This window comes from Variovorax sp. 01N425, from assembly GCF_056399465.1.
Genome location: NZ_JBFTRJ010000005.1, coordinates 349197 through 363069 on the forward strand (window position 1 = coordinate 349197; position 13873 = coordinate 363069).

Annotated in this window: 12 protein-coding genes; 7 read left to right on the forward strand and 5 right to left on the reverse strand. The window is 68.2% G+C overall.

Translation table 11 applies throughout. The features are described from left to right. The first annotated feature begins 22 nt into the window (after positions 1–22). The 3 genes from AC1DSC_RS11580 to AC1DSC_RS11590 are packed head-to-tail and all read left to right on the forward strand — an operon-like array spanning position 23 to position 3943. The gene (locus tag AC1DSC_RS11580; protein ID WP_436288688.1) at positions 23–1474 is read left to right on the forward strand and encodes an amidase; all 1452 of its coding nucleotides are present in this window, start codon (positions 23–25) and stop codon (positions 1472–1474) included. Positions 1475–1517: 43 nt separating this feature from the next. Then, entirely contained in the window at positions 1518–2483 is a 966-nt protein-coding gene (locus AC1DSC_RS11585) for a tripartite tricarboxylate transporter substrate-binding protein (RefSeq protein WP_015865677.1), read from the forward strand. 11 nt (positions 2484–2494) lie between these two features. Continuing rightward, positions 2495–3943: an MFS transporter gene (locus AC1DSC_RS11590; RefSeq protein WP_436288687.1), complete on the forward strand. Its 1449-nt coding sequence runs from the start codon at positions 2495–2497 to the stop codon at positions 3941–3943. A gap of 18 nt (positions 3944–3961) precedes the next feature. On the opposite strand, the gene AC1DSC_RS11595 is transcribed toward AC1DSC_RS11590, so the two are convergent. Next, on the reverse strand, positions 3962–4405 hold the full coding sequence (locus AC1DSC_RS11595) for an ester cyclase (protein ID WP_278879136.1): 444 nt from the start codon (positions 4403–4405) through the stop codon (positions 3962–3964). A 106-nt stretch (positions 4406–4511) separates the two neighbouring features. Here AC1DSC_RS11595 and AC1DSC_RS11600 point away from each other — a divergent pair, with 106 nt between their 5' ends. Continuing rightward, positions 4512–5282: a helix-turn-helix transcriptional regulator gene (locus AC1DSC_RS11600; RefSeq protein WP_436045611.1), complete on the forward strand. Its 771-nt coding sequence runs from the start codon at positions 4512–4514 to the stop codon at positions 5280–5282. A gap of 24 nt (positions 5283–5306) precedes the next feature. Here the strand turns inward: AC1DSC_RS11600 and AC1DSC_RS11605 are convergent, their stop codons facing one another. From AC1DSC_RS11605 to AC1DSC_RS11620, 4 genes are all read right to left on the reverse strand, one after another. Further along, entirely contained in the window at positions 5307–5801 is a 495-nt protein-coding gene (locus AC1DSC_RS11605) for an Lrp/AsnC family transcriptional regulator (RefSeq protein WP_015865681.1), read from the reverse strand. Positions 5802–5872: 71 nt separating this feature from the next. Next, positions 5873–7276 (reverse strand): aspartate aminotransferase family protein, encoded by a 1404-nt coding sequence (locus tag AC1DSC_RS11610; RefSeq protein ID WP_418147894.1) that lies wholly within the window; start codon positions 7274–7276, stop codon positions 5873–5875. Between the two features lie 163 nt (positions 7277–7439). Then, entirely contained in the window at positions 7440–8372 is a 933-nt protein-coding gene (locus AC1DSC_RS11615) for a 2-hydroxyacid dehydrogenase (protein WP_436288686.1), read from the reverse strand. Between the two features lie 302 nt (positions 8373–8674). After that, on the reverse strand, positions 8675–9553 hold the full coding sequence (locus AC1DSC_RS11620; RefSeq protein WP_027730866.1) for a GNAT family N-acetyltransferase: 879 nt from the start codon (positions 9551–9553) through the stop codon (positions 8675–8677). A gap of 501 nt (positions 9554–10054) precedes the next feature. On the opposite strand from AC1DSC_RS11620, the gene AC1DSC_RS11625 reads away from it, so the two are divergent. The 3 genes from AC1DSC_RS11625 to AC1DSC_RS11635 all read left to right on the forward strand — a co-directional run bounded on the left by AC1DSC_RS11625 (position 10055) and on the right by AC1DSC_RS11635 (position 13753). Further along, complete coding sequence (locus AC1DSC_RS11625) at positions 10055–10720, forward strand: haloacid dehalogenase type II (RefSeq protein WP_015865685.1); 666 nt, start codon at positions 10055–10057, stop codon at positions 10718–10720. 31 nt (positions 10721–10751) lie between these two features. Further along, positions 10752–12044 carry an NAD(P)/FAD-dependent oxidoreductase gene (locus tag AC1DSC_RS11630; protein WP_436288685.1) on the forward strand — a complete coding sequence of 431 codons (1293 nt, stop codon included), beginning with the start codon at positions 10752–10754 and terminating at the stop codon, positions 12042–12044. Positions 12045–12130: 86 nt separating this feature from the next. Next, positions 12131–13753: an ABC transporter substrate-binding protein gene (locus tag AC1DSC_RS11635; protein ID WP_436288684.1), complete on the forward strand. Its 1623-nt coding sequence runs from the start codon at positions 12131–12133 to the stop codon at positions 13751–13753. The last annotated feature ends 120 nt before the right edge of the window (positions 13754–13873 follow it).

The following is a 13873-nucleotide window of genomic DNA, read 5'->3' on the forward strand; positions in this document are numbered from 1 at the left end:
GCCGCGCATCAATCATTTGCGCATGAAAAAGTTTCCGCGTCTTCCGAAGTCTGAAATCTGCGAGCTGTCCGCCGTGGCGCTGCGCACGCTGGTTGCGCAGCGAAAGCTCTCGCCGGTGGAGATCACCCAGGAAGTCCTGCGCCGCGCCGACGCCGTCCAGCCGCAGCTGAACTGCTTCATCACGCTGTGCCACGAGCAGGCGATGGCGCAGGCCCGCGAGGCGGAAAGCGCCGTGATGAGGGGCGAGCCGCTGGGCCTGCTGCACGGCCTGCCCTTCACGGTGAAGGACATCGTCGACACCGCGAACGTCAGGACGACCTACGGTTCCCTGCTGCATCGCGACCACGTCCCCACGCAGGACGCCGTGGCCGTGGCGCGCATGCGCCAGGCCGGCGCCATCCTCATCGGCAAGACGACCACCTCCGAGTTCGGCGCCAAGTGCCTGACCGACGCGCCCCTGTTCGGAAGCACCCGCAACGCATGGGATGCGACGCGCACGAGCGGCGGCTCGAGCGGCGGGGCGGCCGCATCGATTGCGGCCGGCATCGCGCCGCTGGCCATTGCCACCGACGGCGGCGGCTCGACGCGCATTCCCGCCGCCTGCAACGGCGTGGTCGGCCTGAAGCAGAGCCTGGGCGTGGTGCCCCACAGCCAGGTGCAGGATGCCTTCGGCAACTACACCTATGTGACGCCCACCACGCGCAACGTGGCCGACACCGCGCTCATGCTGCAGGCCATGACCGGCGCCCATGGGTCCGACCCCTGGTCGTTGGGTGTGCCGGCGCAGCCTTACTTCGACGCGCTGCAGCCCGGCGGCGATCTGCGCGGCAAGCGAATTCTTTACTGCGCAGCACCGGCGGGACGCCCGATCTCCGCCGACGTCGCCGCCGCCTTCGAAGCCGCGCTGGCCACCTTGCGTTCGATGGGCGCGCAGCTCGAAGAGATGCCCGGCGACGGCTATGACGTCGAGCCGGTGTGGCGGGTGATCAACCACACCAGCTGGCGCGGCCGCTTCGCGCCGCTGGCCGCGGCGCATGCCGACCAGCTGAGCCCGTCCCTGCTGCAGCAGCTCGCGCTCGCAGAGCACGTCGACGGGGTCGCCTTCCAGCAAGCCATGTTTGCCAGGACCGCGCTTTTTCGCAAGGTCCAGGCCCAGCTGGAGACCCACGACTTCATCTTCACGCCGACGCTCTCGCGCACGGCGCTGCCGATCGACCAGGACCTGTTCGGCAGCATCGAGATCGATGGCGAGACGTATGCCGAGGTCAGGGCGAACTGGTTTCCATGGACGATGCCCTTCAACCTCACGGGCCACCCCGCCATCAGCCTGCCGTGCGGTGCGGGCCGCGACGGCCTGCCCATCGGCATGCAGCTTGTCGGCCGGTTCCGCGGGGACCTGCAGCTGCTGCAGGCCGCGTCGTTCTTCGAAGCCGCGCACCGGCCGGCGAACGCGCTGCCGACCCTCGCTTTCTGAGTCCGCCCCTTTCGTTTCGTTCTCAACCCAGCAGGTACCCACCATGGCCTCGTTCCTCAAGACACTTCTTCTCGCTGCGTCGATCTCCCTGGTCGGCGCCGCCGCGCATGCCGACGCGCCCATCCGGCTGGTCATCGGCTTTCCGCCCGGTGGCGCGCTCGACAGCCTGGCGCGTTCGCTGGCCGAGGACTTGCGCACCACGCTCAAGGAACCCGTGCTGGTGGAGAACCGGCCCGGCGCGTCGACGCGCATTTCCATCGAGGCCGTCAAGGCCGCGCGGCCCGACGGCCGCACCATCCTGCTGGGCTCGACGCCGCCCTTCGTTCTCTTTCCGATGACCTATGCACGGCTGAACTACGACGTCGACAAGGACTTCATCCCGGTCGCGCACCTGGCGATCGTGCCCAGCGTCCTTTCCGCCGGCGCAGACCAGCCGTTCAAGACGGTTCCCGAATACGTCGCATGGATCAAGAAGAACCCCGCCGGCGCCAGCGTGGGGCTGACCAACCTCGGCGGCGGACTGCACTTCAGCGTGCTGCAGCTGTCCAAGGCCATCGGCGTGCCGCTCGCGCCGGTCACCTACAAGGGCGGCGCGCCGCTCGCGACCGACATCGTCGGCGGCCACGTACCGCTCGCAGCCGACGCGCTCGCCAGCCAGCTCGAACTCCACCGCGCGGGCAAGCTGCGGATCCTGGGCGTTGCGGGTACCCGGCGGCTGAGCTGGCTGCCCGACGTTCCGACGATCAAGGAGTCGGGCTACGACGCCTTCGACCGCGCCAACGCCGCCTATGCCGCCTTCGTGCCGGCAGGAACGCCGAAGGACGTGGCCACCAGGCTGGAGGCGGCCCTGCTCGCCGCCATGCGCAATCCGCAGGTGCGCGCGCAGGTCGATCGCATGGGCCTGGAGCCGACGGGGCTCCCTGGCGCGGAAGTGACGCGGATCATGAACGAGGACCGCGCGTACTGGCGCCCCATCGTGAAGGCCTCGGGGTTCAGGAGCGAAGACTGAATCGACCGACGGTGGCCGACGAGGACCACGACGCCGGCAGGGCCGATTGGGCGGTGCTCGTTGCCGCGAGTTCGGGCGCGCTGCTGTGCTTTCTCAATCTCAGCGCGCTCAACGTCGCGCTGCCGGCCGTGGCGCGCAGCCTGCATGCCTCGCCGGCGCAGGCGAGCTGGATCCTGCTGTCCTACATGCTGGTCAGCACCGTCTGCATCCTGAGCTTCGGACGCCTGGCCGATCTCTGGGGACGGCGCCGGCTCTTCCTCGCGGGGCTGTGGCTCTTCGTGGCCGCCTGCGCGGCATGCGCCCTCGCATCCACCGCCGAACTGATGCTCGCGAGCCGCATCGCCCAGGCCGTCGGCGCGGCCGGCGTCATGGCCAATGCCAGCGCCTTGGTGGGCGATGCCTTCGGCCGCCGCAGGATGGGGCTGGCGCTGGGCGTGCTCGCGATGGTCGCGGCGCTGGCCCAGGTCGTGGGCCCGCTGGCGGGCGGCTTCGTCGTGTCGTGGTGGGGATGGCGCGTTCTCTTCATGCTCAACGTGCCGATCGGGCTGGGCGTGCTGGCGTGGTCCTGGAAGGTGCTGCCCCGCAGTGCGGCCGCCGGCGCCGAACGCTTCGATCTGGCAGGCGCGGCGCTGTCCCTCGTCGGCATCGGATGCGTGACCTATGCGCTCTCGATGGCCGGCACCCGCGGCTGGGCCAGCACGCCGGTGTGGGCCTCCATGCTCGCGGGGCTGTGCGCCATCGCGCTCTTCTCCGGCGTTCAGATGCGCGTGGCCAGCCCGCTGGTCGACCCCTCGCTGTTCAGCGACCCGGGGCGCCGGACCGCCTACGCGGGCATCCTGCTGCTGTCGATGACGCAGGCGGCGCCCCTGTTGCTGGTGGCCTTGTACCTGCAGGCCTGCGCGGGCCTGCAGCCATCGCAGGCGGGCCTGCGCATTGCACCGGTGGCGTTCGGCATGCTGATGGCTGCGCCGCTGGCAGGCGCCCTGACGCGGCGCTTCAGGCCCGAATCCATCTGCGTGGCCGGCATGCTGCTCGCAGGATGCGCCCTGGCGCTGCTGGCCGCGCTGCTGCAGCCGGCGATCGGCACCGTGCAGCTGTCGCTGTGCCTCTGGCTGCTCGGCGTGGGCATCGGGAGCTTCGTGACACCGAACAACACATCGATCCTCCAGAGCGTGGCGCCCCGGCGCCGGGGCATCGCCAACGGCGTCCGCTCGACGCTGCAGAACACCGGCATCATGATCGGCACCGCGCTGACGCTGAGCGTGGCGATGGCGCAGCTTCCTTCCGGCTCGCAACGCATGATTCTGGGAAATGGCGGCCCGGGGCTTTCGAACCTGGATGTGGCGGCCTTTACCCAAGGGGCCAGTTCTGCGCTGGTGCTGCTTGCGGTCCTTTGCTTTGCCGGCGCGGCCCTGATCGCGAATACCCGGCGTCAAGCCGGCCGGCTGCGATCAGCGTGAAGGACACGGCAGCAGGCCCTAGTTGCTGCGCGGAGGCGAAGCACCCACGCCGGCAGGAAGTGCGCCAATCTGCTGCAGCGCACCCAGCCGGTCGGTTTCCAGCCAGGAGCGCACGATCTTGCCGTGGCGCAAGTGGTAGATGGCAATGCCTGTGTTCTCCACTCGGCGGTGCGACGCTTCCAGGCCGCGGAACTCGCCTGCGTGAATGGCCTGCCAGCGCCAGCGCACTGCGACCTTGTCCGGCTCGGCGATCAGGTCCTCGACCTGGAAGCGGATGTCCGGAAAGGCGCTGCGCAAGCCGTTCATGGTCGTCGCAAAGCCTGCGGCGCCTCTTTCGCCGTTGGGCCCCACGTAGTCATCCGCGATCGAGTCCTGCAGCTCCTCGAAGCGCCCGTGCGACAACCAGTCTTCATAGAGTGCCCGGATCAGTTGGCTGTTTCGGGCCTTCACATCGTCTTGCATGGTTTCTCCTGAATGGATGGGGCTCCATGCTAGACAGCACGCGGGCTCGGCAATTGAACAAAATCAGTGAGTCACACAAAAGAAGGCGCCCCGTTACCATCGGCCAATGCGCATGCGCTTGCTGCCAACCACCCTCGCCCTCGCAGACCAGGTGCGGAATTTCGTGATCGTCGAAACCGCCGAGGCCGCCACTCGCCTGCTCATGCCGGAGCCAAGCATCCTGCTTGGCATTCGTTACGGCGGCTATGCCGAGCAACTGGATGGGCCGAAGACACGCCGCCTGCCCCAGACCACGCTGACGGGACTGCGCGACACCGCACGTTCGATGCACACCTCGGCCGGCGGTGGCATCGTGCTTGCTGCTTTCCGTCCTGCGGGCGCTGCGCAGTTCTTCGACCTGCCCGCAGAAGGCCTGTTCGGCACCACGATCGATCTTGCCTCCCTGGTGGCGGATGCCGACCTGGCAGGTCTTTGCTCGGCCATGACCGCGGCCGGGGACGATCTGCAGCGCGTGAATTGCCTGGAGCGCTTTCTTCTCGCCCGACGAAGGCGGCCCGCCGACACGTTGGTGAGCGAGGCCCTGCGAGCCATCGAGAAGAGCGTCGGAACGATCCGCATCGCAGCGCTTGCGTCGGATCTGGGCGTCAGCGTCGACTGGCTGGCAAAACGATTCCGCCGTACTGTCGGAGCGACACCAAAGCAACTCGCCTCCATCATCCGCATGCGCCATGCGTTGTCGCTGTACGACGAGGCATCCAGCCTCACACAGCTGTCTGTCCAGGCTGGCTATGCCGACCAGTCGCACTTTATCCGCGAGTTCCGTTCCGTGACCGGCCAGGCGCCTCGGCGCCTGCTGAAAGGCGGCGAGTACTGCTGATCCGGCCTCGCAGCCATTCGCCAGTCAGCGCGGATGCGGAAACAGCCGTTCGATCGGGCAATGCGTCTTGATGAACGGCGACTTGATGACGATGTAGCTGAAGTACTTGGAGATGCCGATGTTGCGCTCGAGCAGTTCCTCGATCACTTCCTGGTAGTGATTGACGCCGCGCGTCAAAAAGCGCAGCAGGTAGTCGTAGCCGCCGCTCACCAGATGGCATTCGAGCACCTCGTCCACCTCGCGGATCGCGGCCTCGAAGCGCACGAAGTCCTCGCGGTGGTGGTCCTGCAGCGTGACCTCGGTGAACACGGTGAGCGTGTCGCCGAGCTTCTCGAGCCGCAGGTGCGCGCCGTAGCCGGCGATGTAGCCGGCCTGCTCCAGGCGCTTGACGCGGATCAGGCAGGGGCTGGGCGACAGGCCGACCGCATCCGCGAGGTCGACGTTGGTCATGCGCCCGTTCTGCTGCAGCTGGGCCAGGATGCGCAGGTCGAGTCGGTCGATCTTGAAAGCTTCAGACATGGCGGTCCTGAAAAACGAAGGAGGATCCGATTCTGCTTTGCCGGCGCAGCCGCGGGGCAGTGCTTTCCCGCTCAGGCCGCCAGCGCGGCGCGCACGTCGGCGGCGTCCAGCACCTCGTCGAGCGTTTTCTTCAGGCGCGCGAACATCTGGGCGAACTCGTCCTCGGTGAAGGTGAGCGCCGGCGCAAAGCCCAGGATGTGGTCGCCGAAGGAGCGGAACACCAGGCCGTTGCGGTAGCCCGCGGCAAAGATGCGGTCCGCGAGGCCCAGCGCCGGATCGAAGCCGCGCTTGCCTTGCTTGTCGCTCACCAGCTCCAGCGCACCGAGCAGGCCGCGGTGGCGCGCATCGCCCACCAGCGGATGCGCGCGCAGCGCATCGAGGCCGGCCGCGAAGTGCGCCGCGCCGCGCTGGCCGTTGGCGAGCACCCCGCCCTCTTCGTACAGCCGCAGCACCTCGAGCGCGACCGCGGCGCTCACCGGGTGCGCCGAATAGGTGGCGCCATGGCCGACCGGCACGCCCGCCGGCGCGCCGTCGGCAATGCCGGCATAGACCTTCTCGGACATCATGGTCGCCCCCATCGGTACGTAGCCCGAGGTCAGGCCCTTGGCCATGGTCATCAGGTCGGGCTCCACGCCTTCGGCCTCGCAGGCGAACATGGGGCCGGTGCGGCCGAAGCCGGTGATGACCTCGTCGACGACGAACAGGATGTCGAGCTCGCGCGCGGCATCGCGCATGGCTTTCAACCAGCCCTTGGGCGGCACGATGACGCCGCCCGAGCCCTGGATCGGCTCGCAGAAGAAGGCGGCGACGTTGTCCGCGCCGAGTTCGGCCACCTTGGCGCGCAGCGAGGCCACCGACGCGGCGATCAGCGCCTGTGGATCGGCACCATTCGCGTGGCGGTACGGGTTGGGCGACGGGATGTAGTGCTGCGTGGGCAGCGGCAGGTCGAAGCCGCGATGGAAAACGGGCAAGGCCGTGAGGCCCGCGCCGGTGGACGAGGAGCCGTGATAGCCGCGCTCCAATGCGATGAACTGTTTTTTCGACGGCTTGCCGATGGCGTTGTAGTACTGCACGATGAAGCGCACGGCGGCATCGACCGCCTCCGAGCCGCCGAGCGTGAGGTACACACGCGTCAGCGATGGGGGCGCGATCTGCACCAGCTTTTCCGCGAGGCGGATGGCCGGCTCGCTGCTGAAGTGGAAGTAGCCGGTGGCGTACGGCAGGCGCCGCATCTGCTCGGCCGCGGCCTGCACCACGCTCTCCTGGCCGTAGCCCACGTTCACGCACCACAGGCCCGCGAAGGCGTCGAGCAGTTCATGCCCGTTGGCATCGGTCAGCCATGCGCCGCGGGCCGAGGCCAGCACGGTAGGGCCGCGCTGCTCGTGCGTGCGCCAGGGCGAGACGGGGTGGATGAGGTGGGCACGGTCGATGGCGTCGAGCGTGGCGTGGCGAGGCAATGCGGTGGGGTGCGTCATGGCGGTGTCGAGTGAAGCGAGAGCGAAGGAAGCTTTCGATGCCTCGAGCTTAGGCCGCGTGCCGCATGGCGTGGTGCTGCTTTGGGGGTGCTGCGCGAAGCAGGCTGCGGTAATGCGCCTCGCCACGGCACATCATGCGGCGGGCCATTTCTCTTGCTTCTCGTCAGTAGCCCCTGGCGCGGTCCACGAGGCCGACCATCGGCTCGCCGGCCTCGAAGCGGTGCAGGTTCTCGAGCACGGCTTCGGCGGCACTCAGCGGCTGCGTCATGCTCGCGATGTGCGGCGTGAGCTGGATGCGCGGATGGCGCCAGAAGGCATGCCCGGGCGGCAGCGGCTCGGGGTCGGTCACGTCGAGCACCGCATCGCCGATCTGGCCGCTGGCGAGCGCTTCGAGGAAGTCATGTTCGACCAGGTGCGGCCCGCGGCCCACGTGCACGAGGCCGGCGCCCATGGGCAGCATCGAGAACAGCTTCGCATCGAGAAAGCCGCGCGTCGAATCGGTGAGCGGCAGCAGGCACACGAGGATATCGGTGCGCGCCAGAAAGGCAGGCAGTTCGTCGGCGCCCGCGTGGCATTGCACGCCATCGACGGCATGCCGCGAGCGGCTCCAGCCTGCGCAGTCGAAGCCCAACGAGACCAGCTGCGCGAGCACGGCCTGGCCGAGCGAGCCGAGCCCCAGAACACCCACGCGCCGTTCGCCCGCGGGCCGCACGGGCAGCGGCTGCCACCGGCCTTCCTGCTGCTGGCGGCGGTACTGCGGCATGTCGCGATGCAGCCCGAGCACGGCATGCGTCACATACTCGACCATGCCCTGCACGATGCCGGGTTCGACCATGCGCACCACCGGCAATGCAGCGGGCAGCGCCGCGAAGTCGAACTGGTCCACACCTGCGCCCGAAGAGAACAGCACCTGCAGATTCGGAAAGCGTTCGGCAATGTCTTCCGGCGGCACCCAGGCTGCGAGAAAGCGCACCTGCGCCGGATCGCCGATGTCGGGCCAGATGCGGAAGTCGATGTCGGGCCGGCGCTGCCCGAACACCTCGGCCCATTGGCGGCCGCGTACGGGGTCGGACTTGTAGAGGAAGGTGGTCTTCATGGGGAGGTGTATTGGGTGTGCTTGTTGTGTTCAGGTTCTTCTGCTCAGGGCGGGTGCACAGGCCACCGGGTACTCCCCTCCGCGAATGTCCCCCGCCCTTCGGGCTCCTCCTTGATTTCGCTGCGGGGAGCACCCGATGCCCTGTGCACTGGGGCACGCTCGTTGTGCACCGCTGATCAACCAGTGCTCTGAACACGCTCCCGCCGATGGGGTGCCTTGCGCAGCGAAATCAAGGAGGAGCCGAAGGCGGGGGACATTCGCGGAGCAAGGTACCCCGTCGGCGGGAGCGCGCCCCGAAAAAACTATCCAACAGCCTGAGTAACGAGAGCAAACAGCGACGGCCCCTGCGACGCGACAGCAAGCGGCTCCCCCCGCACCATCGTCGTCGGCGCATCCACGCGCAGCAGGCCGATGCTCTCGAGCCATTCGGCCAGGCCGCTGTCGAAGTCGATGTCGATGCGCGTGAAGTGGCCGGCGTTCAAGCCTGCAAGGTGCGCGATCAGCGCCTTCGCACCCTCGGCATCGGGCGCGACCACCGGGCCGATCGCATGGCCGCGGCCGAAGCGCCGCAGCATGGCAAAACCTTTCGGCTCGTTGTCGTGGTCGAGCACCACGCAGGCATCGGCGCTTTGCAGCAGCTCGGCGACCAGCGCATCGCGCGGCATGCCTCGCGCGGCCGCGTCGAGCGCCTGCAGCGCCGGCAGCTCGTTGAGGCCCGCGGGCCGCAGGCGCCAGCCGGGCTGCAGCGCAACCAGCGGCGCGGGCTGCGCAATGCCCTGGTGCTGGCGCACCTCACCGGCGCGCACAAAGCCGAGCCGCTCATAAAGTCCGCGCCCTTCCGCGGTGGCGTGCAAAAGCACCGTGCGGTCTTCGAGCCCATCGAGCAGCGCGCTCATCAGGCGATGGCCGATGCGGCGGCCCTGGCAGGCGGGCGTGACGATCACCAGGCCGATGGTGGCGTGGCGCTGGCCCCAGCGCCAGCGCAGGCCGGTCGCAATGATCTCGCCGTCGCGCTCCACTGCAATGCCATCGGCATGCGGGAACACCTGCTCCCAGTCCGCGGGACGGTGCGGCCAGCGCAGTTCGGCCGAGAGCGCATGCGCCTGTGGAAGGTCGGCGGCCGTCATCGGCCTGAGCACCACGCCATCCATGGCGGGTGCGTTCGAAGTGGGTTCAGGCATAGGGAAAACTCTCTGTTGCGGCGGAATGGCGCATCCATCTTGGACGACATTGCGGCGCCGCACCAGCGCGAAAAAGGCCTCTTTCGCAACTTGCAAGCTTCGGTTGCAGCACACCCCGGTTTCGCAATTCGCTGCGGCGGCGCGGCCGCATACGCACACAAATGCTGTGCCAACCTGCCTAGGATCGACCGCCACTTTCCACGACTCCCGCCATGCAAGCCTTCGATCCGCGAAACACCCGTCGGCAAGGACCTGGAACGCCAGTTGGCCGACGCCAGGCTGCGCTTCAAAAGCGTGCTCTTCGGCCTTGCCGCGGCGCACCAAGGTGCATGGCTGCACGCACGCAGGGCACGCCGCACGGCATGCCGTCGGCGCCCCCGCAAACCGCAGCTTCGTTTCGCCAGGCGCCGTTTTTCCCTACATGCACCGAGCAATGGCGTGCTGCAATCGCTTCGTAATGAGTTTGTCGCATTTGCCACCCTTCACAGAGGATTCGAGACCATGACCTTCCGCCCCAAGTACGTGACCTTCGACTGCTACGGCACCCTCACCCGGTTCCGCATGAAGGAGCTGACCACCGACCTCTTCGCCGACCGCATCCGGCCCGAGCAGATGGCGCAGTTCGTCACCGATTTCACCGCCTACCGCTTCGACGAAGTGCTGGGCGCCTGGCAGCCCTACGAGGTGGTGCTGAAGAACGCGGTGCGGCGCCTGTGCAAGAAATGGAAGATCCAGTACTTCGACAGCGACGGCCAGGCCTACTACGACGCCGTGCCCACCTGGGGCCCGCATGACGACGTGGCCGCGGGCCTGGCCAAGGTGGCCAAGGAAATCCCGCTGGTCATCCTCTCCAACGCCTCGGACGACCAGATCCAGAAGAACGTGGCCATGCTCGGCGCGCCCTTCCACCGCGTCTACACCGCGCAGCAGGCCCAGGCCTACAAGCCGCGGCTGCAGGCCTTCGAATACATGCTCGACTCGCTCGGCTGCAACCCGGAAGACGTGCTGCACGTGTCGTCCAGCCTGCGCTACGACCTGATGTCGGCCGACGACATCGGCATCGTCAACAAGGTGTTCGTGAACCGCGGCCATGGCCCGGGCAACCCGGCCTACCGCTACACCGAGATCCAGGACATCGGCGGCCTGCCAGGCGTCGTCGGTCTCTGATCTTTTTTTCATCCAGCACAGGCCCCTCGCCATGAAGCTCGACTCCTACTGGACCGATTCCGCGCCGGCCTTCGTTCCCGCAGTGCATGCACTGCCGGCGCAGGTCGACGTAGCGATCGTCGGCGGCGGCTTCACCGGCCTGTCGGCGGCGCTGGCGCTGGCCAGGCGCGGTGCCCGCGTCGCGGTGCTGGAGGCCGGCAGCCGCGTGGCGGCCGAAGCGTCGGGGCGCAACGGCGGGCACGTGAACAACGGGCTCGCGGTGGACTATGCCGATGTGGCCGCCAAGGTCGGCATCGACAAGGCCCGCGCCTGGTACCGCGCCTACGACGACGCGGTCGACACCGTGGCGCGGCTGGTGCGCGACGAGGCGATCGACTGCGACTTCATGCGCCACGGCAAGCTCAAGCTCGCCACGCGCGCCAACCAGATGGCCGCGCTCGAACGCAGCGCCGAGCGCCTGGTCGGCGACGGCGTGGACACCGACGTCGAAATCCTGGATGCGGCCCAGGTGCGCAGCGAGGTGCAGAGCGAGCGCTTCCACGGCGGCCTGCTCTACAGGCGCAGCGGCCAGATGCACATGGGCCGCTTCGCCCACGGCCTGGCCGAGGCCGCAGAGCGCCACGGCGCGCAGATCCACACCGGCACGGCCGTGAATCGCATCGAGCGCCTGGGCCAGGGCCACGCGCACCGGCTGCACACCGCCGGCGGCATCGTCACGGCGCAGCAGGTGCTGCTGGCCACCGGTGCCACGCGCCACGGCGGCTACGGCAGCTTCGGCTGGCTGCGCCGGCGCATCGTGCCGATCGGCAGCTTCATCGTGGTGACAGAGCCGCTCGGCGCCGAGCGCGCGCAGGCGCTGCTCGCGGCGCGGCGCACCTACACGACGGTGGCCAACATCCACCATTACTTCCGGCTCACGGCCGACCACCGGCTGGTGTTCGGCGGCCGCGCACGCTTCTCGGTCTCCAGCCCGCAGGCCGATGCCGCGAGCGGCGAGATCCTGCGCGCCGGGCTCGCTGAAACCTTTCCGCAGCTCGGCGCCGTGCGGCTCGACTATTGCTGGGGCGGACTGGTCGACATGACGCAGGACCGCCTCCCCCACGCCGGCGAGCGCGACGGCCTCTACTACGCGATGGGCTACAGCGGCCACGGCACGCAGATGTCGGTCCACATGGGCGAACGCATGGCCGCCGTGATGGAGGGCAACGCCGCCGCCAACCCCTGGCAGGACCGCGGCTGGCCCGCCATTCCCGGCCACTTCGGCCCGCCATGGTTCCTGCCTGCCATGGGCCTCTACTACTCGCTCAAGGACAAGCTGGCCTGAGCGCCCCCGCGAGTGCACCGTTTTCGTTCCGTGTTTGTTTGTTCTTCAACCCTCATCAGTCACCGGCCCCACAGGAGTACCCCACCATGAGCGACAGCAGCAACAAGAGGTTCGAAAACCTCGTCGGTCCCGGCGAAAGCCTTCGCGTGATGGATTCGCTCAAGCGCGGCGCATCGCGGCGCGACATCCTCACGATGCTGATGGCCGGCGGCATGCAGGCCACCCTGGCGGGCAGCCTTGCAAGCGTGGCGATGAGCGCCCATGCGCAGACGCCGCGCAAGGGCGGCCGGCTGCGCGTGGCAGGCGCCACGGCCGCCGCCACCGACACGCTCGATCCGGCCAAGCAGTCGAACCAGACCGACTACTCGCGCTGCAACATGATCTACAACGGCCTGACCACGCTGGACGGCAGCCTCACGCCGCAGCCCGCGCTGGCCGAATCCTTCACCACCAGGGACGCCAAGACCTGGGTCTTCACCTTGCGCAAGGGCGTGAGCTTCCACGACGGCAAGGCGCTCGCGCCGGCCGACGTGGTGTTCTCGGTGATGCGCCACAAGGACCCGGCCACCGCCTCCAAGGCCAAGATCCTGGCCGACCAGATCGAGAGCGCCAAGGCGACCGGCCCGAACGAAGTGACCTTCGTGCTCAGCGCACCTAACGCCGACCTGCCGGTGATCCTGGGCACCTTCCACTTCCACATCGTCAAGGAAGGCACCACCGACTTCAACGCCGGCATCGGCACCGGCCCCTACAAGCTCAAGGAGTTCAAGCCCGGCGTGCGCTCGCTGATGGTGCGCAACGACGCCTACTGGAAGCCCGGCAAGCCCTACCTCGACGAGATCGAGTTCGTGGGCATCGGCGACGAGAGCGCGCGCGTCAACGCGCTGCTCTCGGGCGGCATGGACCTGGTCGGCTCGGTCAATCCGCGCTCGGTGGAACGCGTGAAGGGAACGCCCGGCTTCGGCATCTTCGTGACGCAGTCGGGCCAGTACTCCGACCTCATCATGCGCAAGGACGTGGGCCCCGGCGCCAACCCCGACTTCGTGCTCGCCATGAAACACCTGTTCGACCGCGAGCAGATGAAGAAGACCATTGCGCTCGATTACGCGGTGGTGGCCAACGACCAGCCCGTCGACCCGACCAACCGCTTCTACTTTGCCGGCCTGCCGCAGCGCGCCTTCGACCTGGACAAGGCGAAGTTCCACCTGCAGAAGTCCGGCATCACGGGCAAGGTGCCGATGGTGGCCTCGCCCGCGGCGCTCTATTCGGTGGAGATGTCCCTGCTGCTGCAGCAGACGGCGCAGCGCGCGGGGCTGGAGCTGGACATCAAGCGCATGCCGGCCGACGGCTACTGGTCGAACCACTGGCTCAACAGCCACGTCGGCTTCGGCAACGTCAATCCGCGCCCGAGCGCCGACGTGCTGCTGACGCAGTTCTTCCAGTCGGGTGCGGCCTGGAACGAGTCGCGCTGGAAAAGCGAGAAGTTCGACCAGCTGCTCGTGGCCTCGCGCGCCGAGACCGACCTGGCCAAGCGCAAGCAGATGTATGCCGACATGCAGACCATGATCCACCAGGACGCAGGCATCGGCATTCCGCTGTTCCTCTCGAGCCTCGACGGCCACAGCTCCAAGCTCAAGGGCCTGTCGCCCATTCCGCTGGGTGGCCTCATGGGCTACAACTTTGCCGAGAACGTGTGGCTAGAAACATGAGCTCTCCCCCAGTCTTGCTCACTTCGTGTAGCCGCCAACCCCCTCACCGGGGGCAACACCAGCGGCCCGGCAAAGCCGGTTCCGCGGTGTTCCCCGAACGGGCCTGGCTTCGCCGGCCGC

Coding starts and splice junctions, on each gene's coding strand:
- AC1DSC_RS11580 (WP_436288688.1), top strand. CDS start 23: ATGAAAAAGTTTCCGCGTCTTCCGAAGTCTGAAATCTGCGAGCTGTCC.
- AC1DSC_RS11585 (WP_015865677.1), top strand. CDS start 1,518: ATGGCCTCGTTCCTCAAGACACTTCTTCTCGCTGCGTCGATCTCCCTG.
- AC1DSC_RS11595 (WP_278879136.1), bottom strand. CDS start 4,405: ATGCAAGACGATGTGAAGGCCCGAAACAGCCAACTGATCCGGGCACTC.
- AC1DSC_RS11600 (WP_436045611.1), top strand. CDS start 4,512: ATGCGCATGCGCTTGCTGCCAACCACCCTCGCCCTCGCAGACCAGGTG.
- AC1DSC_RS11605 (WP_015865681.1), bottom strand. CDS start 5,801: ATGTCTGAAGCTTTCAAGATCGACCGACTCGACCTGCGCATCCTGGCC.
- AC1DSC_RS11610 (WP_418147894.1), bottom strand. CDS start 7,276: ATGACGCACCCCACCGCATTGCCTCGCCACGCCACGCTCGACGCCATC.
- AC1DSC_RS11615 (WP_436288686.1), bottom strand. CDS start 8,372: ATGAAGACCACCTTCCTCTACAAGTCCGACCCCGTACGCGGCCGCCAA.
- AC1DSC_RS11620 (WP_027730866.1), bottom strand. CDS start 9,553: ATGCCTGAACCCACTTCGAACGCACCCGCCATGGATGGCGTGGTGCTC.
- AC1DSC_RS11625 (WP_015865685.1), top strand. CDS start 10,055: ATGACCTTCCGCCCCAAGTACGTGACCTTCGACTGCTACGGCACCCTC.
- AC1DSC_RS11630 (WP_436288685.1), top strand. CDS start 10,752: ATGAAGCTCGACTCCTACTGGACCGATTCCGCGCCGGCCTTCGTTCCC.
- AC1DSC_RS11635 (WP_436288684.1), top strand. CDS start 12,131: ATGAGCGACAGCAGCAACAAGAGGTTCGAAAACCTCGTCGGTCCCGGC.